Genomic DNA, 25,078 nt, shown 5'->3' with positions numbered 1-25,078 from the left:
CTGTCCCGGGTAAACCAAAAAAAAGACAGCCTCACCGCCAAAGTTTTTCCGGGGCGGTGATGGACCGTTCTGATAAATACGACGCGTATTCAAAATTTCTCCGTTTTGTCAGGTAATCGACCGATCTCAGCTTCGGATGGGAAAAAATGCTGCGCCCGGGGCGGGAATTGGCTTCAAACATCCAAACTTTCCCTGAATGATCGACGCCGAGGTCAAAACCGATTTCGCCGATAAAACCTTCAATGTGCTCATTTAACACGCGGCTGACCGCCAAGGCGGCTTTTGAAAGTTTCCGCATCATGCCGACTCTCTCGCGCGGATCGCCGTATAATTCAGCTAACGTCCTGACTTCTCCGCCGGTTGCCAGATGCGTCGTGATGCTGTTTTCACCGGAAATTTTTGCCGCAATGGCCGTCACTGTCCACTTCCCCTCGGCGTTTTTATTCGTGTGCACCCTGAAATCGACGGGGCGCCCATCCAGCCGGATCAGGTCAATGCCTTGCTGAATTAAAAATGCGGACGGGTCATTGTTTTCTTTAAATGATGTCATGAAGGATGCCGCATCTGAATACTCTGCCGTCACCACCGTTTTTTCCTCATTCGTGTGTTTGACAGATAAGCCGGCATCTGTTTTTTCCACCTTGTAAATCCCCGTTCCGAGTGCGCCGTCTGCAGGTTTGATATAGACGGTGTCAAACGTGCTGCATAACGTTTCTAACGCTTCCGCATTCGGGTGCAGGATAGATTTTGGCAGAAGTGAAGCGGTGAGACTGTTTTTTTCCAGAAGCTTATGAATGTCCCATTTATTAAAGAATTGCGGATTAAACCACGGAATCTGATAGACATTCATCAGCCTTTGTTTTGTCTGTTGTAAAAGCGGAACTTCTTCCGTTTTTCGGCTCGGGAGTCTGTCATATACGACATTCGGAAGCGGGACGGCCGTCCGTTTCCAGCTGTTTTCTTTATAAATCAGCGCTTGGACGGTGCCTTCTTCCCAGTTGATCTGATGAGCACCGAAAACAAAACAATATCCGTTCGCCTGTTCATGAAGAGAGAGCATCTTGGAAAAGAAGTCTGTGCGGTCTCTTAACGGGCGGGTCGGCGATGATGTGAACCCGGCTGTGAAAACGCCGATCAGCGGACCGATGTGCACCGTCTGGCCGTGTATGAGAAAGTCAGCCCGGCTTTTATGCGGTATCAACAGCTCCTCAAACAAATCTTCAGAAAGGAGCGCGCTTTTTTCAAGTGATTGAGAAAAGGCTACACGGCATTTGACAACCTTGGTCCCGAAGGCAGCGGATAAAAGCCCTTCCCGTTTCATGGAGGAGGGGAGAAACAGCGTATTTTTGCTTTTTTTATCGATGCCGACAATCATCCCTTTATGATTCACGCGGTAATACTCCTTTCCGGCTTTCCTGTGACTGAAGTTCGCGGAAGCGTCTCAGCGGACTCGTATACAAATCCTCTTTCGCCTCCGGAGCCACGCTTAAAATAGCTTTCCGCCCCGGCTTTGAATTGACATCCAAAAGCCAGATGCGTCCGTCTTTGGCATAACAAATATCGAGCCCCAGCTCAAACAGCGGCCCGAACCGTTCGTCAAGGAAATAAGGGACGGATTGGGTGATCGAAAAGACATCATCCAATAAAACGGCCTGCTGCTTTCTCGGAATTTCCTCAAACCATGTGTCAAACTTAATCGGTTCAGATCCTCCGGGGAAATGAGATAAAAGACCGTTCTGATAACCCCTTCTGACCGCTTTTCCGACCGTTTCCCAAACGCCTGACTCAGTTTTGCGCATGAAAATGCGGATGTCGCACGGATGCCGCTCTTTATCCTGGATATTTAAGTAGGATTGAAGCAAATAGCGGTGCTGCAGCACTTTTTTGCACCAAGACTTAAAAGACACGTGATTGGAAAATGATTTTGTTTGTTTGTTTTTTCCGATATAGTAAGTGGCCGTAATTGATTTTTTGCCTGTTTCAAGCAGGATGATGCCTCTGCCTCCCGCGCCGAAAGCGGGCTTAAGTATACATGCTTTTTCCTTGGCTAAGTATGATTGCACCTGTTCATAGCGGCTGACTTCGGCCGTTTCAGGAATATAGGGACTGATCAGATGATGTTTTTGGAGCGCATCCGTGACCGTCCATTTATCAGGAAGCCCCCGGCCGATAAATTCCGTTTTCCGATATTTTTTCAGCCATTCGACGATCGGTTTGGCTTTTTGCGCTTCAGCGGATTTTCCGTAAAAACAGCGGTCGTAAATATATTCGGGAATATCGATTTCCGTTTCGTTCCACTTTCCGCTTTGCGGGTGATAGACGAGCGCTTTTACGCGCAAAGAATCCGGAAATATATCAAACGGTGTAAAGCGGGCTAAGCGCACATTATATTGAGGCGCTCTTTCAGCCAATTCCCCGGCGTAATCTTCTTCGTGCCGGCGGGATACAGACATAAAACCGAGTGTTGTCATATTATTACTCCCCCTTTATTCAAAAAGCCGCTGATGGAACGGCCCTTCCATCCAATAAATATGCTAAGGCGCATCATAAAAGATGATCTACTGTAAAGAGTACGAAACAGCATCTTGCCTTATTCCTCACAAACAACAATTCAGGTTCTTCATTTGCCCGCATGCACGCCAGCCTCTATAATACGAATAGATATATCATCAAGAAAATAGAACATTAGATGGAGGCAGAAGAAAAGGAATGGGCATAGCAGGAACGTTTCTATTTATGATTGTGATCGGAGCCGCGATCGGCGCGGTGACGAATCATCTTGCCATTCAGATGTTATTTCGTCCGTACCGGCCGTATTACCTGTTCGGAAAACGGGTTCCGTTTACGCCGGGGCTGATCCCGAAAAGGCGGGATGAATTGGCAAAACAAATGGGGCTCATGGTGACGAACCACCTTTTAACCCCGGAAGGAATAAAAAAACGGCTTTTATCAGATACCGTTAAAAACCAGGCGCTTCTTTTCGCCGAACAATTCACGCAAAAAATGGCCGCTTCCGAGATGACGGTGCACGAAGCTTTGGCCGCCGCGGGCATCCGGAATCCGCAGGAAAAAACGGATGCCTGGATTGACCGTTTTACCGATGAAAAGCTTTCGGAACTGTACCGGAAATATGAGCACCGCGCCATAAAAGACTGGCTTCCTGATGAGCTTCAGGAAAAGCTGGATGAAAAAGTCCCGATGGCCGCAGATTATATCCTGAAGCGGAGCATTGATTATTTTGAGAGCGAAGAAGGGAAAGACAGGCTCGGAAATATGATTGACGACTTTTTGAATTCCCGGGGGATGCTCGGCAGCATGGTGCAGATGTTCCTCGGCAATTCAAGCTTGGCAGACCGTGTGCTGCCTGAGCTGTTAAAGTTTTTGCGCAATGAGGAAACGAAAAAGCTTCTGGCTGATCTGCTTTCTCAAGAATGGGGCAAGCTCAAATCTTATACACTTTATGAGGCCGATGAAAAGTGGAATGCGAAAGATCTGCTGTTCAGCATGAAAAAGCGGGCTTTGGCCGCACTTCAAACCGCGCCCTTTTTCGAATGCCGGCTCGGTGACATCATCTCCCGTTATGAAGGGGAGATTACGGGAACGTACGCGCCGAAGCTGCTTGATGCGGCACTCGGCAGTATTGCCGCTCATTTGGAGGATGTACTGAAACGGCTGCGTCTTGAGGAAGTGGTCAAAGAGCAGGTTGATCAGTTTCCCGTTGAACGGCTGGAGGAAATGGTGCTGTCGATTTCCAAGAGAGAATTTAAGATGATAACGTATTTAGGCGGTTTGCTCGGCGGGATAATCGGAGCAATTCAGGCTTTGTTTGTCATTCTTTTCTAAGGAAAACATACGCCGATGATGAAAGTCGCTCCGCAGTCTGTTATAGTGGAGTGGTATGTCCGAAAGGAAGAAAGGAGCGGTTACTATGGCAGTTCATTTTTATGATGCAGCATATGATCTTGAAAAAGCTTTGCGAAACAGTGATGAATACAGCCGTCTGAGAGGGCTTTATGATCAAGTAAACGCAGATGAATCGGCAAAACGCATGTTTGATAACTTCCGCAATGTACAGCTGCAGCTGCAGCAGAAACAGATGTCAGGTGAAGAAATCACTCAGGAAGAGGTAGAGCAGGCACAAAAAACGGTTGCTCTCGTACAGCAGCATGAATTGATTTCTCAGCTGATGGAAGCGGAACAGCGCATGAGCATGCTGATCGGCGAGTTAAACAAAATCATTATGAAACCTCTTGAAGAGCTTTACGGCAGCCCGGAATAAGCTCCAAACCCCTCCATCTATGAAATGGAGGGGTTTTTTTATTCAACAGAAAAATCAAGCGAACCTTTTACCGTTCCGTTAATGATGATAGACAGAGTGTGAATTCCCCGATAATGCTTGCGGGTGGTTAAATCTTTAAGGGAATGATGTTTGCTGAAGGTTTTTACGTCCCCGTTATCCATGGCGGACTCCGACATCTTAAACACCTTGCGGCTGCGGTGCCCCCTTTTCTTTACAAAATCAATCGCGTATTCAACCCTGACTTTTTGCCGGGCGGATGAGCGGATCTGAAAAGAAAAATGTATGCTTGTTCCGATGGCGGCCGTTTCCGAATTCAGTGTAAAACGTTCCAATGAAATCCGGGAGGCGTCTTCAAACCCGAAAACCGCAAGCGCCTGTTTGTCTCCTCTTTTTAACAGTGTCCTGCAGGCGTGCTTCAAAATCCAGTTCGTGTGCGGACAGCTTCCGAACCGCTCGGCTGCGATCTGTAGCAGAAGATCCGGATGTGTTTTGGAGATGTCATTCAGGTTATTCGCCACGCTTTTTCTGACATATAACGAGTCATCCTGCATCAAGCGGTCCAGAACAGGGAGAATCGGAGAAGGATCGTCAAGAAGAGCCGGAATGGAGATTCCCCATGGGAGGCGCGGTCTTGAGCCTTCGCTGGCAAGCCTTCTGACATGTTCGTCCGGATGCTCCGTCCAGGAAAGGAACTCTTTGAACATCCGCTCCCGGTCAAGCCTGATATACGGGCGGACCGCAAATTCGGAAGTGGAAAAACGAGTGAAATACTGAAGCGCCTTCATGGATTCGTCCCAGTGATCCGTTCCGTACTGTTGGACATAATCGGGAAAAATAATCCCGGCGAGCCCTGAGAAGCGGGGAGCTGTCTCATATAAGACGTTAAGCGCCCGTATGTAATCCTTCGGCAGTGTTTCATATAAAGAGTCTGTGATCCGGCGCATCCGCTGTTTTAACGTCAGTCCGGGCCAATCTTCCTGAAACATCAGCGCCCGGCACTTGTCCCGCTCAAAAGCCGGATACGCCGATTTGATTCTGTTCAGAAGTGCTTCTGCAAATTCTTCGTTATAAATATCTTTTAATAGAGACATGACAGTCACCGCTTTTTTTCTTTTATTATATGAGAATGTATGTTCCCTTTCAACTTTATCATACATTCAGCACAGATATTCCCTCTGATTTTTTTAGTTAAAAAAACCCTTGTTTTTTAACAATATAATTGAGATAATAACTCTGAAAGCGCCTACACTTACAGATGATCTAAGGATACGGTCGCCTATACTGCCTGGTATGTTAAGGGGTAGCAACAGAGAGTAAGTGAAACGAGCGCATCAACGGTCAAATAAGGGGTTCCTGATATATTTCGTAAATAGAAATACACATTGGGGAGAAGGCAGCAAATCGATCGTATCCCAACAAAACGACAGTTCAAAGTCTGCTTGAGGCAGGCTTTTTTGCTGCGGAGAAAAGGTTGTTCTAAACAAAGAGACAGGGTCATATCCTAATGACAAGTACAGTCATCAAGGAGGGGGACTTCTCTGTGTCAAAACAAATGCTGGCGTTAAATATAGACGGAGCGCTTCTTCGCTCCAACGGCAAACTTCATCAGACGACAAAGGATGCCATCGAATACGTCAAGAAAAAAGGAATTTACGTCACACTGGTCACAAACCGCCATTTTCGCTCCGCTCAAAAAGTGGCGAAAATATTAAAGCTGAATGCAAAATTGATTACCCACAGCGGCGCATACATTTCTGAAAAAATAGATGAGCCGTTTTTTGAAAAGAAAATATCAGAAGATCACACGTTTAATATCGTTCAGGTGCTGGAAAGCTATCCATGCAATATCCGGCTTCTTCACGAAAAATATTCGATCGGAAACAAGAAGAAAGTGAACTCCAATCTGGTCGGGAAAACGATGATTCATCCGTCTGACCCGATTTTTTATCCGGTGCAGTTTGTCGAATCATTAAGTGACCTGCTCCTTGATGAGCCGGTTTCAGCGCCCGTCATTGAAGTGCATGCCGAAGATGGTCTGCAGGCTGATATAACGGATACGATAATGAAAGCATTCCCGGCCGTCGATGTGATCCGCGTCAACGGAGAAAAACTGAACATCGTGCCTAAAGGGGTTTCAAAAGAAAGCGGACTTTCGATGGTCGCCGCTGATCTCGGGCTTTCAATGGAAGAGGTTGTGGCTATCGGCCATCAGGAAGATGATCTGCCGATGATCGAGCTGGCCGGTCTCGGCGTCGCGATGGGGAATGCCTCAAATGAATTAAAAAGAAAAGCGGACTGGGTGACAAGGTCAAATGATGAACAGGGAGTCGCCTATATGATTAAGGAATATTTCCGCATGCAGCACCGCAAAGGCTTTCTCGATAAGTTCCATATGAAACGGCCGTAATCAAGAGCCGCAGACGCGAAACGCCGGTCTGCGGCTTTTTCGCGGATTGATTTTAGCCTGTTCTTTCTGTACACTAAAGAAAGTTTTGAATCTGAAAAATAAGGTGATCACATTGCAAATAAAAATAGACGGCATCACGGATGACAGGCTGCATCGTCCGCTGCAAAACATCGCGAATTTATTTTTTGAAGAGTGTGTTCTTGCGTACGGCGAAACGGAGGAACCCTCTGATCTCGTCATCTCACTTGCCATTTCTCAAGATGCAGACAGCGTGTCGGTATCCGGAGAAATCAAAGGAACCGGCGAAAAGGAACATCATACGAAACCGCTTCTTGCCGGATGGAGCGAAAAAGAAGTATTTAAACAGGTGAAAAACACGCTGTCATACGTCTACTTAAATCTTCTTCAATCGCATACGGGCATGACACAAAAATGGGGAATCTTAACCGGCATCAGGCCTACTAAACTTCTTCATAAAAAGCTGCAGAGCGGCCTGACAAAAGAAGAGGCGCACGCCGATCTGAAAAAAGATTATCTGATCCATGATGAAAAAATCAATCTGATGCAGGAGATTGTCGACCGCCAGCTCGCGGCGGTTCCCGATCTGTACCGGGTCAAAGATGAAGTCAGCATATATATCGGCATCCCGTTCTGCCCGACGAAATGCGCCTACTGCACGTTTCCGGCATATGCCATTCAAGGACAGGCGGGAAGAGTCGGCTCCTTTTTATGGGGGCTTCACTATGAAATGCAGAAAATCGGAGAATGGCTGAAGCGGCATGATATCAAAGTGACGACCATTTATTTCGGCGGCGGCACGCCGACAAGCATTACCGCTGAAGAAATGGATCTTTTATATGAAGAAATGGTCCGCTCTTTCCCGGATGTCGCGAATATCAGGGAGATTACCGTTGAAGCGGGCCGACCCGACACGATTACGGAGGAAAAGCTGGCCGTTTTAAATAAGTATAAGATTGACAGAATCAGCATTAACCCGCAATCTTATGAAAACGAAACGCTTAAGGCCATCGGCAGACATCATACAGTTGAAGAAACCATCGAAAAATACCATCTTTCCCGCAAACACGGCATGAATAACATCAACATGGACCTGATCATCGGCCTGCCGGGAGAAGGGACGGCTGAGTTCAGGCACAGTCTTGAAGAAACGGAAAAGCTGATGCCTGAATCTTTGACCGTTCATACGCTTTCTTTTAAACGGGCGTCAGAAATGACGAGAAACAAGCATAAGTATAAAGTTGCCGACAGACAGGAAGTGTCCCGCATGATGGATGACGCCGTCCGCTGGACAAAAGAGCACGGCTATACGCCGTACTACTTGTACCGGCAGAAAAACATTCTCGGAAACCTTGAAAATGTCGGCTACTCCTTCCCTGGTCAAGAAAGCATCTACAACATTATGATTATGGAAGAAGTGCAGACGATTATCGGTATCGGCTGCGGCGCGGCAAGCAAATTCATTCATCCGGAAACCGGAAAAATCACGCACTTCGCCAATCCGAAAGATCCGAAATCATATAATGACCGATTCGAGCATTATACAGAAGAGAAAATCAAATACTTAGATGAGATGTTCGTCAAATCTGCATTATAATATCAAAAATGGCACGGAATCAGCGTGCCGTTTTTTTATGTTTAACCGTCTGCAAAAATGGGAAAAGACCATCAGACTGTTATTCGTAAGAGGTGTAATTATGTATGATGTCATAGGAGCGGGAATCGGGCCGTTTAATTTAGGGCTTGCCGCATTGTTAGAGGATATACCAGGAACAGACGCTCTTTTTTTCGATAAAAAGAAAGAATTTGCGTGGCATCCCGGTCTATTAATTAAAGGGACGGATTTACAGGTGGCGTTTCTGGCGGACCTGGTCACGCTCGCCGATCCGAAAAGCCGCTACACGTTTTTAAACTTTCTCCATGAACATGACCGGCTGTACCGGTTTTATACGTTTAATGAATTTGATATTCCGAGACGGGAATTTAACGACTATTTGAGCTGGGCGGCTTCAGAAATCAAATCATGCCGTTTCGGCTCAGAGGTAATCGGTGTGAAAAATGCCGGCGGACATTATGACGTCAGCGTCAAGAACATTGAGGACGGAAGCATCAGTGTCTATCAAACGAAGCATTTCGTCATGGGGACGGGGTCTGAGCCGCTTATTCCCGCAGAGATTGCTGACGAAGCGCGTCAGGACACGATGGTCAGCACGGAATATTTGTTTCGGAAAGACGAGCTCGCCGGCGCCGAATCAATTACGGTGGTCGGTTCCGGACAGAGCGCCGCGGAGATCTTTTCTGACTTATTGCACGATGAACAATACCGCCGCAGCCGGCTGCAATGGGTGACACGCTCCGCCGGATTTCGAGAATTGGAAACCGCCAAGCTCGGGCAGGAAATGTTTACACCTGATTATGTGGAATATTTTAACCGCCTGCCTTTTAAAGAACGGCTGAACACGCTCCCTGAGCTGGACGGACTGCGCCACGGCATTGATTCTGACACACTTGCCGCCATTTACGATGCCCTGTATCACAGATCGATCAGCGGAGGTTCGCCTGACGTGTATATTCAGCCGATGGCGGAGCTTGAAAAAATTGAAAAGCAAAATGGGCGCTGCGTACTGAGCTTTCATCAATGGCAGATGGATGAAACCTTTACGGCCGATTCAGAAAAAGTGATATTGGCGACCGGCTTTAAACCTCATATTCCGGAATGGTTTACGGCAATTGCCCCCGATATCGAATGGGAGGATGAGAAACGGTTTAAAGTGACGGCCGATTCCCGTCTTATCTTTAAGGACGACAGGCGGCATCATTTTTTCACATTAACGAATCTTGATCATGCTCACGGAACAGGCGCTACGAATTTGAAGCTGTCTGTTTACAGAAACCAAAAAATCATCAATACCATTCTGGGGAAAGAGCATTTCTCCATTAATAAAAAAACGGCTTTTCAGCAATTTCTTCCCGCTCAAAAAAACTGACCCCTTATGAAGAGGTCAGTTTTTTTTATGATTTCTGCGGCTTCTTTTCAGGCGTCTTCCATTTGAACACGCTGTTCAACAGGAGATATATCCGCTTCGATTCTTTCGTGAGCAAAGGGCCGAAGATGGCCAGTATTAAAACATATAAGGCGGCGAAAGGTTTAAGTGAAGCGGACAGGCCGCCGGCGATGCCGAGATTTGCGACGATAATGGAGAATTCGCCGCGTGACACAATGGTCAGCCCGATATTAGACGATGCTTTATGAGAAAGCCCCGCCCGGCGTCCGGCGATCATGCCGGCGATAAAGTTTCCGGCAATCGTCAGCAGAACGGCGCCGAGGGCAAGCCATACCGCATCTCCGAGTGAAAACGGATCAATGCTGAGACCGAAGCTGAAGAAAAACATGGCCCCGAAAAAGTCACGGAACGGCACGACAAGATGCTCAATCCTGTCAGAATGGGCCGTCTCCGAAAATACGAGTCCGAGCAAGAGCGCGCCGATCGCTTCAGCGACATGAATCGTTTCGGAAAAGCCGGCAATGAAAAAGAGCGCGGCGAAAATGACGATGACAAATACCTCGTTTGAACGGATATCAAGCAGCTTGTTCAGCAGAGGCGGCAATTTTCGGGCGGCAATGAAAAACAGCAGCATATATCCGAAAGCGATCACGATTGACATCAGCGCGCCTCCGACAGACGTCGCGTCTCCCAGAACAAGCCCGGAGACGACGGACAAGTAAACCGCCAGAAAGATATCCTCAAACATAATGATGCCGAGAATCAGCTCCGTTTCCGGATTGGCCGTGCGCTTTAAGTCGACAAGCACCTTTGCGACAATGGCGCTTGATGATATCGTGATGACACCCGCCAATACAAGCACTTCCAAAAAGGAAAAGCCCGTGATAAAGCCGTAGATCAGCCCTAAACTGAAATTAATCAGAATATAAATCGTTCCGCCGGCGGCAATTGAACGTCCGGATTTGACTAATTTTCCGACCGAGAATTCAAGCCCGAGGTAAAAGAGGAGGAACAGGACGCCCATCCGTCCGAAAAATTCAATCACTTCCCGGCTTTCGATAAACGTCAGGTCAATGATGCCCGCTTGGGGCGCGTGCGGCCCGACAAGCATTCCTAAAATGATCAGGAAGGGGATGATCGAGAATTTAATTTTATTGGCGATGACACTCGCAATGGCCACAAGAACTAACGCCGTACCGACTTCAAATACGAGATGGTCCATAAACAGATCACACTCCGTCTCTGGAGAGGAAGTCTTGGATCAGTTTCTTCAGATGCTTTCTTTCACCTGAGAGGACGAGTGTATCGTTTGCTTCAAGGAGCGAATCAGCGCCCGGGTTTAAAAGCTTTTTCTGGTTATGCTTAATGATGGCGATGACCGTCACGTCATAGTTCTGGCGCACATCCAGTTCGCCGAGCGTCCGCCCTGCCGCTTTTGCCCCTTTTTCAACTTTAAACCATTCGATAATCAGATCGTTGAACGCCATTTCAATCGATTCAAGCGCCTGCGGTTTATACACCATCCCGCCGATAATCGCGGCAATCTGTCTTGCTTCCGCATCATCAAGTGAAATGCTTGCCAGAAGCTCATCAGGGTCGCGGTCATCAAATCTGTAAATTTCCCGCCTGCCGTCATCATGAATGATGATCGTCATTTTTTCATGATTTCTCGTTTCGATTTCGAATTTTTTCCCGATGCCGGGCAGATCGTTTTCTTTAATATTCATAAAAAATCCCTCCGGAATATACTGTTTTTACACCGTAAATACAGATTGGCAATGAGAAATGGTCTGATGCCGGAGGTAATTTGACTGGTATTGTATCGGAATGGCGCATGTCCTTTCCATGGTGGAATCAATGAATTGATCAAGAGGTTTGACAGATAACAGGGAGATCATCCGGGATAACGCACCGTATCCTTTTGACAGGCCTTGCGGAGCGGTTTTGGTTTGAACCGGCGTCTTTGCCGAATCCGTTTCCTGCGGGTAAACCGAAATTTGTACATGGCTGTCTGTTTCTGTCACCAATTGGGAAGGAAGAGCGACATCCGAAGGGGGGAACAGCACCATAAAAAAGCTCAGTAACAAGCTGAGTATCACATATTTCATTATCGGCGTTTTTCCCCCCTTTTGTTTTGTATATCAATTTCACTATATAAAAATGTATGTTCAGTTTCAAATGATATGCATTTTTCGGTATCTGTTGACCTTGAAAAATAAAGGAGTTTCGCTTCGGGGGAAGGAATATATCATTTGAACAAAATATGTAAGCGGATTCAAGGGGGATGTAAACATGCAGTATATTCGTTATGAAGAAAAGGGAAAGATCGCGGAGATTGTGCTGAACCGGCCTGACAGTTACAATGCGCTGAATGAACAAATGCTCCGGGAATTGGAAAATGCATGCGTGATGGCAGCCGACAGTGAGGCGCTTATCGTGCTTTTACGGGGGGAAGGCCGGGGATTTTCCGCGGGCGGTGATATTCAGATGATGACGTCTGATCATGATTCAGGAGAATATGAACGGCTCATGAAAATGATCGAATCCATTACGCTGACCCTCTATGATATGAAAAAAATTGTGATTGCCGCCATCCACGGAGCCGCGGCGGGGCTCGGGCTGAGTTTCGCGCTGTGCGCCGATGTGGTGCTCGCCGAAGAAAACGCCCGCCTCGCGATGAATTTCATCGGCATCGGATTGGTTCCCGATGGAGGAGGCCATTATTTATTAATGAGACGCGTCGGTGAGATCGAAGCGAAAAAACTGATTTGGAGCGGTGAAAAATTGCCTGCTGAAAAAGCGGTGCGGCTCAAGCTTGCCGACGGGCTGTTCAGCGGCGGCCCTGCGGAGGGGGCACAACCGTATATCGACCGATTGCTGCATGCGCCGCTGTCAGCGATGATTGAAACGAAGGCTATTTATCAGAGCCTCCATATCAGCCGGTTAAAAGACGTTTTGTCTCTTGAACGAAAGGCCCAGGAAAATATGAGAAAAACGGATGATCATAAAGAGGGCATCCGCGCCTTTTTAGAAAAACGGACGCCGCAATTTAACCGGTAAAATACAGAAGCCGGAAAGCTTCTGTTATCTGTGGAATAAAATCAGCTTTCCGGCTTCATTTACCAAGCGATGAGTACTGTTCTCAAGCTTTTTTTCCTTCAATAAAGCCTCTCCGGCGGCCTTCGCCTCCGCCTCATTATCCGCTTCGATCCGTTCATTCAGCAGCGTTTCTCCCGACGCATGGAATGCGGTCAATACATATTGTCCCATCATGTCACCCCCTTTATAGAATGATATTCTGATAAAGAATTTAAAATCCTCCATTAATTTTTACCCATTATTAGTATATAATGGGTCAAGGAAGGAGTTGGATTTGTGCTTACAATTGAAAACGTAACGAAAACATTCGGCAGCTTTACCGCTGTTGACAATTTGAACCTGCAAATACCTGAAAGGGAAATGTTCGGGCTGCTCGGCGCAAACGGCGCGGGAAAAACGACGACCTTTCGGATGATTTTAGGTCTTTTAAGCCTGACTGACGGGCATATCACCTGGAAAGGGCAGCCGGTCAATTATTCCATCAGTGAAAAAATCGGCTATCTCCCGGAAGAGCGGGGGCTGTATCCGAAAGTGAAGGTGAGTGACCAGCTTGTCTATCTGGCGAGATTAAAAGGAATGGGCAAAAAAGAGGCGGAAAAAGAGCTCATGACATGGCTCGAGCGGTTCGGCATTACAGATTACAAGAATAAGAAAGTCGAAGAGCTGTCGAAAGGAAACCAGCAGAAAATCCAGTTCATTTCGGCCGTCCTGCATAAGCCTGAACTGCTGATTCTCGATGAACCTTTCAGCGGTCTTGATCCGGTGAATGTCGAGCTGCTGAAAGAAGCGGTTATTTCTTTGAAAAACAGCGGCGTTTCTATCGTTTTTTCAAGCCACCGAATGGAGCATGTGGAAGAGCTTTGCGAGAATTTGTGCATTCTCCAGAAGGGAAAACCCGTCGTTCAAGGCAATCTGAAAGACATTAAGCGGTCTTTCGGCAAAAAAAATGTCACCGTTCATTCAGATGATGACCTCAGCTTTTTAAAAACGCATGAAGGCGTCGTGAAATGGAAGGAAACAAATGACGGGATCAGACTGCAGGTCGCGAATGAACCGGTTTCTCAGGATATTTTCCGGGCCCTGCAAGGGAAAGGTTTTATACGGAAGTTCGAATTGGAAGAGCCGTCACTGCATGATATTTTTATAGAAAAGGTGGGGGCCGTTTATGAATAAATTTTGGATTATGCTGTTTCATACATATAAAAACAAAATCGCGGCAAAGTCATTCATTATTTCGACCGCCATTACCGTTTTATTAGTATTAGCGGTGACCAACCTGCAATCGATTATATCCGTGTTTCAATCGGATGACGGCAAGCAGCAAATCGCGGTGATTGATGAAACGGGCGGGCTGTACCCGGCGTTTGCAAAACAGCTTAAAGCGGCGGATACAGACAATGATCTCCAGGCAATGGAGACGAAGGAGTCCGAAAAAGATGCCGTAAAGCGTGTCAAAGACGGTGAATGGGACGGACTGTTTATCATCAGACAAGATCAAAAAGGAACGATAACAGGAGCATACAAGGCGCTGACCATTTCCGATGAATCAGCGTATAAACTGCTCAAGCAGGCTTTAACCCAGACAAAAACCGCTGTCGAAACCGCCAAGCTTGGCATTTCGGCAGAAAAAGTCAGCAGCCTCTACACTCCGCCGGAAGTCAGCAAAGACGCGCTGGAAAAAGGGGCGAAGTCTGAGGAAGAGCTCGGTCAGGTAATGGGGCTTGTATACATCATGCTGTTTGTCATCTACTTCTCAGTTATCATGTACGCAAGCATGATTGCGATGGAAGTGGCGACGGAAAAATCGTCCCGCGTCATGGAAATTTTAATTTCAAGCATGCCGCCGATTCAGCAGATGTTTGCCAAGCTGTTCGGTATCGCGCTCGTGGGGATCACACAGTTTGCGGTGCTGATTGCAGCGGGTTATCTCTCACTGAAGCTGAACCCTCATAATGAGGCGTCGTCGCCGATCAGTGCATTTCTCAATTTTACGGATGTTCCAGTCTCGACGATAGTCTATGCCGTCATTTTCTATTTGCTCGGCTATTTTCTTTACGCGACGCTTGCCGCGTTTCTCGGCAGTGTTGTCAGCCGGATAGAGGACGTACAGCAGACGATTCAGCCGATGGTTTTTTTAGTCGTGGCAGGTTTTATGATCGCCATGTTCGGCATCGGCAATCCTGACGCCGGTTTTATTACCGTTACATCTTACATTCCGTTTTTCACGCCGATGATTATGTTTTTACGCGTAGGGATGCTCGATATCCCGTTTTGGCAGGCTGCGGCCGGAATCGCCCTGACACTGGTCACTATCGTGATCTTTGCGGCGGTCGGCGCGAAAATTTACAAAGGCGGCGTATTGATTTACGGAAACGCCAGCGGATTCAAAGCGATTAAACAAGCGCTGCGCATCTCCAAAAAATAAGAGAAACAGCCCGGAACAGCCGGGCTGTTTTTTTATTTTGCAGAACGTGCATTCGTATAAAAACGGTGCTAAAATAAGGGTAATTCAATTTGCAGAAAGGGGAGGGCGAGATGACTGATCTGACGTTTATTCATGCAGCTGACCTGCATCTGGACAGCCCGTTTTACGGCATTTCGAATCTGCCTGAACCGGTATATGCGCGTATTAAAGAAAGCACATTTCACAGCGTCCGCCGTCTGACGGACGGGGCACTCCGGGAGCAGGCAGATTTCGTGCTGCTTTCGGGGGATCTGTTTGACGAAGCCAACAGAAGTTTAAAAGCCCAGCTGTTTTTGAGAAAACAGTTTACGAGATTACAGGAAGCGGATATCCAAGTGTTCGTCATATTCGGCAACCATGATCATTTGGGCGGTAAGTGGACGCCGATTGAATGGCCGGAAAATGTACATATCTTCACCTCGGATACACCGGAGGAAAAATCTTTCTTTAAAAACGGAGAGCTTGCGGCAAGCATATACGGATGCAGCTATCAAGAAAGAAGCGTAATGGTCAATCAGGCAGCCCGTTACCGGAAAATGACCGGCGCGCCTTATCATATTGGCATGCTCCACGGCATGTTATCAGGAGCGGAAGGGCATGACCCGTACTGCCCGTTTACGAAAGAAGACCTTGAAAAAAGCGGCATGGATTACTGGGCGCTCGGACACATTCATAAACGGCAGGTTCTGTCCGCCCGGCATCCCGCCGCCATTTACCCCGGGAATATTCAAGCACGGCATTTAAAAGAAACCGGGCCTAAGGGATATTATCTCGTCCGGGCGGCAAACGGTGAGATGTCTTGGGAATTCAAAGAAGCGCATGATGTGTTATGGGAGGAAATTGATCTTGATATCTCCGGAGCTGAACATATGACTTCACTTCTGAAAGCCGCATCGGATACATTCTCCGGCTTGCGCGCGGCGGGCCGCCCGGCATGTGTCAGGCTGGTGCTTCGCGGCGCGGCGCCCCGCTTTTGGACGGAGGCGCCCGCAGGCATCGCGGAGGAGCTTCTTTCCGCTTTACAGGAGGAAGAGGCCGAAGAGGAATGTTTCGTCTGGCCGCTTGCGCTTGAGGATCGGACGGATGAAACAGACACCGTGCCGCCCGATCCGTTTTTTAAAGGGCTCCTTCAGGACATAGAACAATGCGCGGACATGAGCGGTGTATTTGAAGCCCTTGAGCGTCATCCCGTATACCGGCGTCAGATAGCTTCATTTACAGATGAAGAGATACTGGATATTAAGCGGCAGGCTCAAGCCGTTTTAAGACGCCAGATGAAGGAGCTTCAGCGATGAAAATAACGGCGATGCATATTTACCAATACGGAAAATTTTCCGACCGAAGTTTTCAGCTGTCAGATTCTTCCGTGCAAGTGATCTACGGGTTAAATGAAGCGGGGAAAACGACATTGATGTCCTTTATCAAAAGCGTGCTGTTCGGTTTTCCGAAATCAAAAAAATACGAACCGAAAAATGGCGGGGTTTACGGCGGCACTGTGGAATTGAAGCATGTCGATCACGGTGCTGTCAAAATCGAACGGACAAAAGGCGCTGCCGAAAAAGTCAGAGTGTATACGGCTTCAGGCGAAATCAAGGACGGAGAATGGCTCAAACAGCTTCTTTCCGATACAGATCGGGCGCTGTACGAAGCGATCTATTCGTTCGATGTATTCGGACTGCAGGAGATTCAAGCTTTTAACCGGGACAAAATCGGCGAGTTTCTCCTGTATTCGAGCTTATTCGGGTCGGAAGCGGCGGCAAAGCTTGACGGGCGGCTGGCAAAAGAACTTGACAGGATGTATAAGCCGAACGGGCGGAACCCCCGCTTAAATCAGGAGTTGGATACATTAAAGCGGCTCAGCGCCCAGCTGAAACAGGCGGAAGCTGCGGAAGCGGGCTATCACAGCCTTCTGGAAGAGAAAAAAAGCGCCGGCGGCCGTTTGCAGGATGCCGAAGCACGATTGAAAGACATAACTGAAGAAATCAAAACAGTAAAATCAGCGATAGAAGCAAAGCCGCTCGCAGACAAAAAAACAGCCTTGGAAAGCGAACTTTCTTCTTATCCGGAAGCATTGAAGCAATTCCCGAAGGACGGAATGCATCAGCTTGAAAAATACGAATCGCATCTCCATCCGAAAGCGGCCCGTCTTGAGGGGCTTCGGGCAAAAGCGGATGAACTCCGGCGGCAGGCTGAGCTGCTCGCTCCAAATGAGGACTTGCTGCAAAAAGAGCGGCAGCTGCAGGAGCTTTCCGGCGAGCAGCATATGTACGAATCGCGCGGCGAACAGCTTGCCGCCATCCAATCACAGATCCGGCAGACATCTGCCCGCGTTTCGTCAGGATTGCAGCAGCTCGGAAGACATGAGGAAGACGGCATTCTTTCACTGAACACCGATTATGAATATGAATGGCGGCTGCAGGAAGCCGTGCAGAGCGCCGGACAGGCAAGAGAAAGAAAGGCACAGCTTGATGCGATGTTCGAACAAGCGCGGCTGGAGCTGGAAGAAGCCGAACGAAAACATGCCGTGACGGCGGAAAACATTTTGGACCCCGCTGTCAGGAAAGAAAAAGAAGCCGCTTTACAATTATATAAGCAAACGGCTGATACAGAAGGAAACGAATGGCAGGCACATGTTCAGCATCTGGAAAAACAGCGCGCCAAACAAAAAAAGCTCTTTCTCGGTGCGGGCATTCTGTTCATTGCGATTTTCGCTATGTTAAAAGAATGGCTGCCCGCCGCCCTTTTTACCGGCGCTCTGCTGCTGTATATGCTGTCCGGCATGCAAAAGCCGCTGCCGTCAGAAAGAGGAGGGCCCGGACACAAGAAAAAGAAGCCGGCGATCTCTAAAGAAGCGGCTGATCTTCTGCAGGAAGAGCTTTGGCGTGACGGCCGGCACCGGCAGCAGCTGATTGCGGATCAAGCCGTGCTTGAACAGAAAGAAGCGGCATATGAAAGAGTCATCCGCCAATATGAAGAATGGGAGGCGGAAATGGCGCCGTCTGAAAAACAGGCGGAACTTTTTATGAAGGAACTGGGGTTTTCAGGAAGTCCTTCCCATCTTCTTGACGCATATCATGTGATGAAAGATGTCAAAAAAGAAATCCTTAACAAGCATGAGCTGACCATTGAAGCGGGCCGGCTGCAAAAGCTGCAAAGAGCATTTGAGGACCGGGTCAAAAAGCTGAGTCCTTCAGACGGAAGGGAGCTGTCCGTAAAAGAAAGACTGCACGTTTTGCTGGCGCAGGCGGAACGGGCCCGTGAGGAAGCAAAACGAAAACAGGCGCTCGAAACGGATCTGCTGCATGCACAAGAGCAAATGCGTGAATTAAACGAAGAAGTTCATTACTACGAACAGCAGGTCAAACTGCTTTTCATGGCGGCAGGCGCAAAAAACCGCGAACACTTTTGTGAACTCGCCAGGCTGAATGAAAGCCGCCGGGAAACAGAGCGGCAGCTGCGCGAAATCAAAACGCACTTGTCCGGCATAGGCGGAAAACAGCTGGAGCCGTACATGAGCCGCACAGTGTCCGAACTTGAACATACAGTCGTTCAGAAGGAAACAGAGAAAAAAACGCTTGAGGAAAAAAGCGCCCAGCTCCGTGAGCAAACCGCTTTATTAACGGTGAAGCAAGAGCAGCTGGAGTCCTCGGGGCTTGTATCCGATTTAAAACAGCAGACAGAAATGCAGAAGGAGCGCGTGAAAAAAACCGCTAAAGAGTGGGCCGCATTACAGACGGTCAGACACATTATCAGGGAAAAAATGGAGCGGCATAAAAAAGTGACGCTTCCCCGTCTGTTAGAAACCGCCGGTGCATTATACGGACCGCTTACGGACGGACGCTATCACAAATTGTATTTTTCCGAAGCTGATGATTCCATTATGGTCATGCGGAAAGACGGAACGGTGTTTTCTGCAGGCGAACTGTCACAGGCGGCATGCGAGCAGCTTTATGCGGCGATTCGTTTTGCCCTTGCGTCAGAGAGGGAGTCTGCGGTATCACTGCCGTTTTTACTTGATGACAGTTTTGTCCATTTTGACAGGCAGCGGCTGCAGCGGCTGTTTGATGTGCTGAATCAGCTTTCAGAAGGCGGGCGGCAGATACTTTATTTCACCTGCCATGAGCATGTCAGCCGGTCTTTTCACAGCGGACAAGTCATGCGGCTCCTGTCATAAAAGAGTTTATTTTCAAAAAAGAGGTATGTGCTATACTGGTATTATGTAAGATATGGAGGGAGCTTTTAATAGAATGGCAAAAGGTATTATGCTGCACGAGGTCGGCGAGCAGGTCGATCAATACTTTCTGATTAAATCTTCGACTAAAGGAATCGCAAGCAACGGAAAACCATTCCTGACGTTAATACTGCAGGACCAATCGGGAGATATCGAAGCGAAGCTGTGGGATGCCAAGCCGACTGATGAAGTAACGTACGCGGCGCAGACGATCGTGAAGGTGATCGGAGATGTCCATCACTATCGCGGACGAAACCAGCTTAAGCTGAGAAACATCCGGCCGGCCGGCGAGAACGAAAATGTCAGCATTGATGATTTTCTGGAAACGGCGCCGATTCCGAAAAATGAAATGATGGAAACCGTCACTCAATACATTTTTGAAATGAAAAATCCAAACATCCAGCGGATCACAAGACATCTGGTCAAAAAATATGCGGCTGAGTTTATGGATTACCCGGCTGCGGCTAAAAACCACCATGAGTTCGTCTCCGGGCTCGCGTATCATGTAGTGTCCATGCTGAACCTGGCAAAAGCGATTGCCGATCTGTATCCGTCTCTTGACCGGGATTTACTGTATGCCGGAGTCATTCTGCATGATCTCGGCAAAGTAAAAGAGCTTTCAGGCCCCGTCTCCACAACGTACACCGTGGAAGGGAATCTGCTCGGGCACATTTCGATCATGGTGACAGAGCTTTCAAAAGCAGCCGAAGAGCTTCAGATTGACGCTGAAGAAGTGCTGATTCTGAAACATTTGATTTTAAGCCATCACGGAAAAGCGGAATGGGGAAGCCCGAAACCGCCGATGGTGAAAGAAGCGGAAATTCTGCACTACATTGATAATCTGGATGCAAAAATGATCATGATGGACAGAGCGCTGGAACGGGTGAAGCCGGGCGAATACACAGAGCGTGTATTTGCGCTTGAAAACCGTTCTTTCTACAAACCGACTTTCCATCAATAAGATAAAAAGGCCGATTCTCTATGATCGGTCTTTTTTACGTTCAGCTCTCATAACTTGTCTTTATCAAGCATAGCTTAGAATAAAGACTCTGGGTGAAAAAGGGAGGAAACCGACGTGCTATTTTTTCCTTGGTGGGTATACCTTTGCATTATCGGAATTATTTTCAGCGCATATAAGCTTTTCACAACAGCTAAAGAAGAGGAAAAGCTTGACCAGTCGTTTATTGAAAAAGAAGGAAGGGTGTATATTGAACGGATGGAACAGGAACGCGAGCGCCGTATGGCTGCGCCCGCAAGTGAAAACGGGGATGCAGAAGAAAACTCCAATCATTCCATCGCATAAAAAAACTGTGCGGCTCGCCGAGAGCCCGCACAGTTTTTTTATTTAGATTCAGAAGATGTTGAAGTGTTAAACGTGTCTTTTAAGTCTTTGTCTTCCACTTTTACGTCAGCTTTTTTCATGACTTTTTGAATCGCTGCCTGTACAGCTGAGTTGTCGTTTAATTTCTGTTTAAGAACTTCTTCTTTCAGTTCTTTTTTCATGTCATCATATTTGCCGCGTTCTTCCGTCTTTTTGATGATATGATAACCGAATTTTGTTTTGACCGGATCGCTGACTTGTCCGACTTTCAGGCCGAATGCAGCTTTGCTGAATGTTGCATCCATTGACTTTTTATCGAACCAGCCAAGGTCGCCGCCGCTGTCTTTTGATGTGTCAGTTGAGTATTCTTTCGCAAGCGTTTCAAACTTCTCGCCTTTTTTCAGCTTTTTCTCCACTTCGTCAGCTGTCTTTTTGTCAGCGACAAGGATGTGGCTCGCGCGGATTTTACCTTTTAAGCCGTCGTAATATTCTTTCGTATCAGCGTCAGTCACTTTGATGTTGTCTTTCGCCGCTTTTTGTGCAAGCAGTTCGTACTTCACCTGATCTTTCAGGTAATCTTCGCCGTACTGCTGTTTAAGGGCGCTGTACTGATCGCCGAGCTGCGTTTTGTACTCTTTCAGCTTGTTATCGATTTCTTTATCCGTTACTTTGTATTTTTTTGCTAATACTTTTTCTTGTACGAGCTGTGTCAGCACACTTGCACCCGCGGTTTTTTTCATGTTCGTGTAGAGCTCGCCTTTTGTTACATTTCCGGCATCTGTCTTGGCGATTACGTCGTTGTCGCCGCTGCTGCAAGCGCTGAGAGCCAGGACGCTCGTTGCCGTAATAGCTGCTATCGCGATTTTCTTCATTCCTTTAAACACTCCTAATCATCCAAATTAAATTGCATATGCGTATCATAACATATTGTGGCTTTCTGTAAAAAGATTTTAAATAAAGGGCATTCGTCTAGTCAAACTTTTTCCTGATACATACAAATATATTGATCATGAAAAGGAGGTAATGAACCATGGGCGGAGGATATTCAAACGGTTTCGCGCTGCTCGTAGTACTGTTCATATTGCTTATCATCGTAGGTGCAGCTTACATTTGTTAAGCGAAACGGATCGCTTTTTCTAAAAGCGGTCCGTTTTCTTACCCGGGCGCCTAATCGTTTCAGAAGTAAATTGCATATGATGTAATTGGAAAAATAAAACGTTTTGTAGGAGGTGCTTTTGGAGATGGGTGAAGTATTTGCAGGCGGTTTTGCATTATTGGTTGTTCTGTTCATCTTATTGATCATCATCGGCGCTTCTTGGCTTTATTAAGAAAAAAATATGGCTGTCGGGGGTCAGACCTCCGTCAGCCATATTTTTTTGCCTGTTTACACAGTAAAGGAGATCTCGACGAATGAAGAGATCAGTAAAATTAAAATAGATACATTAATAAAACGGAATACCTTATCCTGCCGGTCTTCAGGAATCTCTCTGACAAGGCATAATGTATTTGTGAGCCTGTTTATGAAATAAAGAATAAACAGGGCAGCCACGATAAAATAGAATAAAATGATGGGAGATTCCCCCTCTCTCTGAACTGCTCCCATATTACATTACCAAATATTTATTAAAAAAGATAGAATGTAACCTGAAAAATCAGCGGGACATCAAGACTCCGGCACTTTTTTCACTAAAATATCAAAACCGTCGGATTCCTGGTCAATCAGACATGATTTGGGCGCTTTGACCAGATGGAGCGCAAACAGAAGATCAGGCAGGCAATACCCCGCATGAATGCTCGAAATCATATAAAAGTAATGAGCGTGTCTCGGAAATGCCAGTCCGGCATAAAACAATAACGGCGTAATGAATAAAAACGGGCTGATCGTAGAAATCAGCATCGTCGTTTTCGGTATGCCTTTCCATGTCGGCATCCGCAAGAAGTACATTTTCATTTCCTTTTTTCTTTTTTTACAGATCATCGGCAGGACATGTATGACTTTATGTACAAATAAAGTAACAACGAGCAGAACACAAAAAGCAAACACGTGCCCGTCACTTAAACTGATATTCGGACGCAGCAGCCCGAATGCCAAGAAGTTGCATATAAAAAACAGGATCATAAAACCTACAGCAGTCAATAATAAACGAACCGCACCATAATCTTTGATCAGATTAATGGTTTTCCAGCAATTCATCAGAGTCATCCTTCCGTACAAAGATGGAATACAATCTCAAAATAATTTACTCTCTTCAGGAGAAAAAATCAATCCTTTTTTAAAGAAAAAAATAAATCTGGAAAGAGAAGAACAGAAGAGCTCGGTGAAACATGGAAATGTACGGTTTAACCTTTCTTCTCCATTCATTATCAGCTAAAATAAGATTAAAGATAGAAAGAAGTGAAACGGATGGATTCAATGGATCAGCGTATCGGGCGTTTAGAATATTACATACAATTGCTGGTGAAAACGGTGGATATGGATAAGTACCCTTTTTATGCGATGATGATTGAAAAAGGGCTGACCGAAGAAGAAGGAGAAGAGGTCGGGCGGATCTGCCGCGAATTGGAGGACGAGCTGGAGTCGCAAAAAGCGCAAGGCTTTGTGACGTTTGACAAGCTCCTTGCGCTTTTTGCGGGACAGCTGAACGAAAAATTAGATGTTCATGAAACGATTTTTGCTCTGTATGAGCAGGGGCTTTATACAGCGCTGATGGAAGAGTTTATTGAGATTATGAAGCACTTTGATTAACTGTTGATCGGTTCCAGCTCTTCAGCCGTTTCATGGACAGCCGATTCGTCCGTTTTTTTCTTCAGCCTTCCGTCTTCACTTTCAAAATCATTGTTTATGTTTGTCAATGATTTCTCGAATATCTCCATAAAATCTTCGCCGTAAATGTGGCGGATGACACAGGTTAATTCTTCAACCTCAGGAAACTTCCCGAATAAGTGGTAGATCGGCTGTGAGCCTTTAAACACCGCGTTCCTCGACGGATCAAACTCCTCAAGCAGGCTTTCGAATACATTTTCCCCTTCTTCAGTTAACTGAATGTACGTGTTCCGTTTATCATTCAGCCGCTTGGAAAATTTCAGATATCCCCGTTCTTCAAGCTTTTTTGAAAAGTTAAATGCAGTTGATACGTGCATAACGCCGAATTTGGCGATTTCTGAAATAGAAGCTCCTTTAAGCTGATAGGCAATCCATAATATATGATGCTCATTAATATTAAGGTCGTACGGCTTCAGCCAATTCTGCCAGTCTTTCTCGATAGATTTCCAGAGCGCTTTGGACAGCTGCGCCATTTTTTGGGTATAGATTAAAGCTTCTTTTAGATCGTAAGGCGGTTCAACACGATTCAATACAGATCACCTGCTTCACATTTTCTTTTCCTCTATTATGCCAATAAAATAAAGATTAATAAAGATGAAAATTTAAGAATTTTATAATAAATTCTTAATCCTTTGCTGGGAAAGGCTTTAAACCGCAAAAAAAAGTGCGGAACGCAATAGGTCCGCACTTTTTTTGGTTGTATAGGATATTAGTTTTGTAAGGTTTTCTCCAGCTGTCTGATTTTCTCTTCAATATCAGCGATTTCCTTTTGGAGATCCTGCTGGTGCGGCTTGATTTCCTCCTGCCACCTTTTAATGCTGGTCTGAAGCTCTCCGCCTACGTCTTTAATGACTTCTGCGCTTTCTTTCGCCGTTTGGACAAGCTGGTCCTTAAGCGCCATTCCGTCTTTTTTTAACCGTTTGATTGTGTCCTCAATTGAATTGCAATTCTCTTTGATTTTGCCCCGCAGCTCTTTTCCGGATGAAGGAGCCGAGAGTAACACCGCTGCGCCTCCGATCAATCCGCCTACGAAAAGGCCTGTTAAAAGGGAACGTCCGTCAGCCATTTGAAATCACCCCGTTTTTTTTCTCATAACTTTTATCATTTTTGTTCAGAAGAATAAACTTCTATACATAGCTTGCTTTATTTTAGCATATTTTTTAAGGGAAAAGGAGGGAGAAGGTTGTCTGTCTTTATGATTGTTTTATCTTGTATGGCTCTTGTCTTTGCGGCGGGCGCCGTTTATTACCTGAAACTGCTCGGCCAGGCCGCTTCATATCCGCCGAAGCGGGTCGTCCGCCAAAAGGCCATCGTCTGCTCAGCAGGAACCGCCCTCGCATTGTTCCTTATCTTTTTCACAAAACTTCTTGTATAAAACATGCTGAAACACATTAAAAAACCTCTTCCGG

At 46.7% G+C, this 25,078-nt stretch carries 28 protein-coding genes; 16 read left to right on the top strand and 12 right to left on the bottom strand.

Going from position 1 to position 25,078, the window contains the following annotated elements:
* Nucleotides 1-31: 31 nt before the first annotated feature.
* Nucleotides 32-1,390, bottom strand: coding sequence for a YheC/YheD family endospore coat-associated protein (locus tag AR442_RS14520; RefSeq protein ID WP_014417316.1), 1,359 nt, complete (start codon nt 1,388-1,390; stop codon nt 32-34).
* The gene (locus AR442_RS14515) at nt 1,380-2,471 is read right to left on the bottom strand and encodes a YheC/YheD family endospore coat-associated protein (protein WP_014417317.1); all 1,092 of its coding nucleotides are present in this window, start codon (nt 2,469-2,471) and stop codon (nt 1,380-1,382) included. The genes AR442_RS14520 and AR442_RS14515 overlap by 11 nt, the downstream gene beginning before the upstream one ends.
* Nucleotides 2,472-2,709: 238 nt before the next feature.
* Between AR442_RS14515 and AR442_RS14510 the strand changes: the two genes are divergently transcribed.
* A complete protein-coding gene (locus tag AR442_RS14510) occupies nt 2,710-3,843 on the top strand; it encodes a DUF445 domain-containing protein (RefSeq protein ID WP_014417318.1) in 1,134 nt (377 codons plus the stop codon).
* An 85-nt stretch (nt 3,844-3,928) separates the two neighbouring features.
* A complete protein-coding gene (locus tag AR442_RS14505; RefSeq protein WP_014720937.1) occupies nt 3,929-4,279 on the top strand; it encodes a YlbF/YmcA family competence regulator in 351 nt (116 codons plus the stop codon).
* A 38-nt stretch (nt 4,280-4,317) separates the two neighbouring features.
* On the opposite strand, the gene AR442_RS14500 is transcribed toward AR442_RS14505, so the two are convergent.
* The gene (locus AR442_RS14500) at nt 4,318-5,457 is read right to left on the bottom strand and encodes a DNA alkylation repair protein (protein ID WP_014720938.1); all 1,140 of its coding nucleotides are present in this window, start codon (nt 5,455-5,457) and stop codon (nt 4,318-4,320) included.
* A 383-nt stretch (nt 5,458-5,840) separates the two neighbouring features.
* Between AR442_RS14500 and AR442_RS14495 the strand changes: the two genes are divergently transcribed.
* The 3 genes from AR442_RS14495 (at nt 5,841) to AR442_RS14485 (ending at nt 9,712) form a co-directional block, all read left to right on the top strand.
* A complete protein-coding gene (locus AR442_RS14495) occupies nt 5,841-6,707 on the top strand; it encodes a Cof-type HAD-IIB family hydrolase (protein WP_007409237.1) in 867 nt (288 codons plus the stop codon).
* 112 nt (nt 6,708-6,819) lie between these two features.
* Nucleotides 6,820-8,322, top strand: a complete 1,503-nt coding sequence (locus tag AR442_RS14490) for a coproporphyrinogen III oxidase (RefSeq protein WP_007409236.1) — start codon at nt 6,820-6,822, stop codon at nt 8,320-8,322.
* A gap of 100 nt (nt 8,323-8,422) precedes the next feature.
* A complete protein-coding gene (locus AR442_RS14485) occupies nt 8,423-9,712 on the top strand; it encodes a lysine N(6)-hydroxylase/L-ornithine N(5)-oxygenase family protein (protein ID WP_014417321.1) in 1,290 nt (429 codons plus the stop codon).
* A 25-nt stretch (nt 9,713-9,737) separates the two neighbouring features.
* Here the strand turns inward: AR442_RS14485 and AR442_RS14480 are convergent, their stop codons facing one another.
* The 3 genes from AR442_RS14480 to AR442_RS14470 are packed head-to-tail and all read right to left on the bottom strand — an operon-like array spanning nt 9,738 to nt 11,838.
* On the bottom strand, nt 9,738-10,952 hold the full coding sequence (locus AR442_RS14480; protein WP_003155266.1) for a cation:proton antiporter: 1,215 nt from the start codon (nt 10,950-10,952) through the stop codon (nt 9,738-9,740).
* 7 nt (nt 10,953-10,959) lie between these two features.
* Nucleotides 10,960-11,457 carry a cation:proton antiporter regulatory subunit gene (locus AR442_RS14475; protein WP_012117200.1) on the bottom strand — a complete coding sequence of 166 codons (498 nt, stop codon included), beginning with the start codon at nt 11,455-11,457 and terminating at the stop codon, nt 10,960-10,962.
* A 27-nt stretch (nt 11,458-11,484) separates the two neighbouring features.
* Complete coding sequence (locus tag AR442_RS14470) at nt 11,485-11,838, bottom strand: hypothetical protein (protein WP_014417322.1); 354 nt, start codon at nt 11,836-11,838, stop codon at nt 11,485-11,487.
* A 184-nt stretch (nt 11,839-12,022) separates the two neighbouring features.
* On the opposite strand from AR442_RS14470, the gene AR442_RS14465 reads away from it, so the two are divergent.
* A complete protein-coding gene (locus tag AR442_RS14465; protein ID WP_007409232.1) occupies nt 12,023-12,790 on the top strand; it encodes an enoyl-CoA hydratase in 768 nt (255 codons plus the stop codon).
* Nucleotides 12,791-12,814: 24 nt separating this feature from the next.
* Here the strand turns inward: AR442_RS14465 and AR442_RS14460 are convergent, their stop codons facing one another.
* Nucleotides 12,815-13,000, bottom strand: coding sequence for a YhzD family protein (locus AR442_RS14460; protein ID WP_015239502.1), 186 nt, complete (start codon nt 12,998-13,000; stop codon nt 12,815-12,817).
* Nucleotides 13,001-13,105: 105 nt separating this feature from the next.
* On the opposite strand from AR442_RS14460, the gene AR442_RS14455 reads away from it, so the two are divergent.
* From AR442_RS14455 to AR442_RS14430, 6 genes are all read left to right on the top strand, one after another.
* Nucleotides 13,106-14,002: an ABC transporter ATP-binding protein gene (locus AR442_RS14455; RefSeq protein WP_007409231.1), complete on the top strand. Its 897-nt coding sequence runs from the start codon at nt 13,106-13,108 to the stop codon at nt 14,000-14,002.
* The gene (locus AR442_RS14450) at nt 13,995-15,254 is read left to right on the top strand and encodes an ABC transporter permease (RefSeq protein ID WP_014417324.1); all 1,260 of its coding nucleotides are present in this window, start codon (nt 13,995-13,997) and stop codon (nt 15,252-15,254) included. Before AR442_RS14455 ends, AR442_RS14450 begins: the two co-directional genes overlap by 8 nt.
* A gap of 110 nt (nt 15,255-15,364) precedes the next feature.
* Nucleotides 15,365-16,588: a metallophosphoesterase family protein gene (locus tag AR442_RS14445; protein ID WP_014417325.1), complete on the top strand. Its 1,224-nt coding sequence runs from the start codon at nt 15,365-15,367 to the stop codon at nt 16,586-16,588.
* Nucleotides 16,585-19,467, top strand: a complete 2,883-nt coding sequence (locus tag AR442_RS14440) for an ATP-binding protein (protein ID WP_014417326.1) — start codon at nt 16,585-16,587, stop codon at nt 19,465-19,467. The genes AR442_RS14445 and AR442_RS14440 overlap by 4 nt, the downstream gene beginning before the upstream one ends.
* Nucleotides 19,468-19,540: 73 nt before the next feature.
* On the top strand, nt 19,541-20,485 hold the full coding sequence (gene yhaM, locus AR442_RS14435) for a 3'-5' exoribonuclease YhaM (protein WP_014417327.1): 945 nt from the start codon (nt 19,541-19,543) through the stop codon (nt 20,483-20,485).
* Between the two features lie 114 nt (nt 20,486-20,599).
* Nucleotides 20,600-20,827 (top strand): sporulation YhaL family protein, encoded by a 228-nt coding sequence (locus tag AR442_RS14430; RefSeq protein ID WP_012117207.1) that lies wholly within the window; start codon nt 20,600-20,602, stop codon nt 20,825-20,827.
* Between the two features lie 38 nt (nt 20,828-20,865).
* On the opposite strand, the gene AR442_RS14425 is transcribed toward AR442_RS14430, so the two are convergent.
* Nucleotides 20,866-21,717 carry a peptidylprolyl isomerase gene (locus AR442_RS14425; RefSeq protein WP_014417328.1) on the bottom strand — a complete coding sequence of 284 codons (852 nt, stop codon included), beginning with the start codon at nt 21,715-21,717 and terminating at the stop codon, nt 20,866-20,868.
* A gap of 158 nt (nt 21,718-21,875) precedes the next feature.
* Here AR442_RS14425 and yhzE1 point away from each other — a divergent pair, with 158 nt between their 5' ends.
* Nucleotides 21,876-21,962 (top strand): sporulation protein YhzE1, encoded by an 87-nt coding sequence (gene yhzE1, locus AR442_RS20090; RefSeq protein WP_017417375.1) that lies wholly within the window; start codon nt 21,876-21,878, stop codon nt 21,960-21,962.
* A 124-nt stretch (nt 21,963-22,086) separates the two neighbouring features.
* Nucleotides 22,087-22,173 (top strand): sporulation protein YhzE2, encoded by an 87-nt coding sequence (gene yhzE2 / locus AR442_RS14420; RefSeq protein WP_003155248.1) that lies wholly within the window; start codon nt 22,087-22,089, stop codon nt 22,171-22,173.
* A gap of 56 nt (nt 22,174-22,229) precedes the next feature.
* Here the strand turns inward: yhzE2 and AR442_RS14415 are convergent, their stop codons facing one another.
* The gene (locus AR442_RS14415; RefSeq protein WP_003155245.1) at nt 22,230-22,448 is read right to left on the bottom strand and encodes a hypothetical protein; all 219 of its coding nucleotides are present in this window, start codon (nt 22,446-22,448) and stop codon (nt 22,230-22,232) included.
* A gap of 60 nt (nt 22,449-22,508) precedes the next feature.
* Entirely contained in the window at nt 22,509-23,039 is a 531-nt protein-coding gene (locus tag AR442_RS14410; protein WP_007409225.1) for a DUF3267 domain-containing protein, read from the bottom strand.
* Nucleotides 23,040-23,249: 210 nt separating this feature from the next.
* On the opposite strand from AR442_RS14410, the gene AR442_RS14405 reads away from it, so the two are divergent.
* Nucleotides 23,250-23,591, top strand: a complete 342-nt coding sequence (locus AR442_RS14405; RefSeq protein ID WP_003155243.1) for a YhaI family protein — start codon at nt 23,250-23,252, stop codon at nt 23,589-23,591.
* Here the strand turns inward: AR442_RS14405 and AR442_RS14400 are convergent.
* Nucleotides 23,588-24,199 (bottom strand): HTH-type transcriptional regulator Hpr, encoded by a 612-nt coding sequence (locus tag AR442_RS14400; RefSeq protein ID WP_014417329.1) that lies wholly within the window; start codon nt 24,197-24,199, stop codon nt 23,588-23,590. The two genes, AR442_RS14405 and AR442_RS14400, sit on opposite strands and share 4 nt — an antisense overlap.
* Before the next feature lie 179 nt (nt 24,200-24,378).
* Nucleotides 24,379-24,735 (bottom strand): YtxH domain-containing protein, encoded by a 357-nt coding sequence (locus tag AR442_RS14395; RefSeq protein WP_014417330.1) that lies wholly within the window; start codon nt 24,733-24,735, stop codon nt 24,379-24,381.
* Nucleotides 24,736-24,852: 117 nt separating this feature from the next.
* Here AR442_RS14395 and yhzF point away from each other — a divergent pair, with 117 nt between their 5' ends.
* Entirely contained in the window at nt 24,853-25,044 is a 192-nt protein-coding gene (yhzF, locus tag AR442_RS14390; RefSeq protein WP_007409223.1) for a membrane protein YhzF, read from the top strand.
* Nucleotides 25,045-25,078: the final 34 nt, after the last annotated feature.

It is taken from the genome of Bacillus velezensis (genome assembly GCF_001461825.1).
GTDB lineage: Bacteria > Bacillota > Bacilli > Bacillales > Bacillaceae > Bacillus > Bacillus velezensis.
This window is presented reverse-complemented; position numbering and strand designations above follow the sequence as displayed.

Bases quoted from the DNA above. Each gene is read 5' to 3' on its own strand.
- AR442_RS14510 (WP_014417318.1), top strand. From the start codon at position 2,710: ATGGGCATAGCAGGAACGTTTCTATTTATGATTGTGATCGGAGCCGCG.
- AR442_RS14480 (WP_003155266.1), bottom strand. From the start codon at position 10,952: ATGGACCATCTCGTATTTGAAGTCGGTACGGCGTTAGTTCTTGTGGCC.
- AR442_RS14395 (WP_014417330.1), bottom strand. From the start codon at position 24,735: ATGGCTGACGGACGTTCCCTTTTAACAGGCCTTTTCGTAGGCGGATTG.
- AR442_RS14470 (WP_014417322.1), bottom strand. From the start codon at position 11,838: ATGAAATATGTGATACTCAGCTTGTTACTGAGCTTTTTTATGGTGCTG.
- yhaM (WP_014417327.1), top strand. From the start codon at position 19,541: ATGGCAAAAGGTATTATGCTGCACGAGGTCGGCGAGCAGGTCGATCAA.
- AR442_RS14410 (WP_007409225.1), bottom strand. From the start codon at position 23,039: ATGAATTGCTGGAAAACCATTAATCTGATCAAAGATTATGGTGCGGTT.
- AR442_RS14485 (WP_014417321.1), top strand. From the start codon at position 8,423: ATGTATGATGTCATAGGAGCGGGAATCGGGCCGTTTAATTTAGGGCTT.
- AR442_RS14505 (WP_014720937.1), top strand. From the start codon at position 3,929: ATGGCAGTTCATTTTTATGATGCAGCATATGATCTTGAAAAAGCTTTG.
- AR442_RS14440 (WP_014417326.1), top strand. From the start codon at position 16,585: ATGAAAATAACGGCGATGCATATTTACCAATACGGAAAATTTTCCGAC.
- AR442_RS14405 (WP_003155243.1), top strand. From the start codon at position 23,250: ATGGATTCAATGGATCAGCGTATCGGGCGTTTAGAATATTACATACAA.
- AR442_RS14500 (WP_014720938.1), bottom strand. From the start codon at position 5,457: ATGTATGATAAAGTTGAAAGGGAACATACATTCTCATATAATAAAAGA.
- AR442_RS14465 (WP_007409232.1), top strand. From the start codon at position 12,023: ATGCAGTATATTCGTTATGAAGAAAAGGGAAAGATCGCGGAGATTGTG.
- AR442_RS14515 (WP_014417317.1), bottom strand. From the start codon at position 2,471: ATGACAACACTCGGTTTTATGTCTGTATCCCGCCGGCACGAAGAAGAT.
- AR442_RS14450 (WP_014417324.1), top strand. From the start codon at position 13,995: ATGAATAAATTTTGGATTATGCTGTTTCATACATATAAAAACAAAATC.
- AR442_RS14475 (WP_012117200.1), bottom strand. From the start codon at position 11,457: ATGAATATTAAAGAAAACGATCTGCCCGGCATCGGGAAAAAATTCGAA.
- yhzE1 (WP_017417375.1), top strand. From the start codon at position 21,876: ATGGGCGGAGGATATTCAAACGGTTTCGCGCTGCTCGTAGTACTGTTC.
- AR442_RS14460 (WP_015239502.1), bottom strand. From the start codon at position 13,000: ATGGGACAATATGTATTGACCGCATTCCATGCGTCGGGAGAAACGCTG.
- AR442_RS14415 (WP_003155245.1), bottom strand. From the start codon at position 22,448: ATGGGAGCAGTTCAGAGAGAGGGGGAATCTCCCATCATTTTATTCTAT.
- yhzE2 (WP_003155248.1), top strand. From the start codon at position 22,087: ATGGGTGAAGTATTTGCAGGCGGTTTTGCATTATTGGTTGTTCTGTTC.
- AR442_RS14445 (WP_014417325.1), top strand. From the start codon at position 15,365: ATGACTGATCTGACGTTTATTCATGCAGCTGACCTGCATCTGGACAGC.
- AR442_RS14425 (WP_014417328.1), bottom strand. From the start codon at position 21,717: ATGAAGAAAATCGCGATAGCAGCTATTACGGCAACGAGCGTCCTGGCT.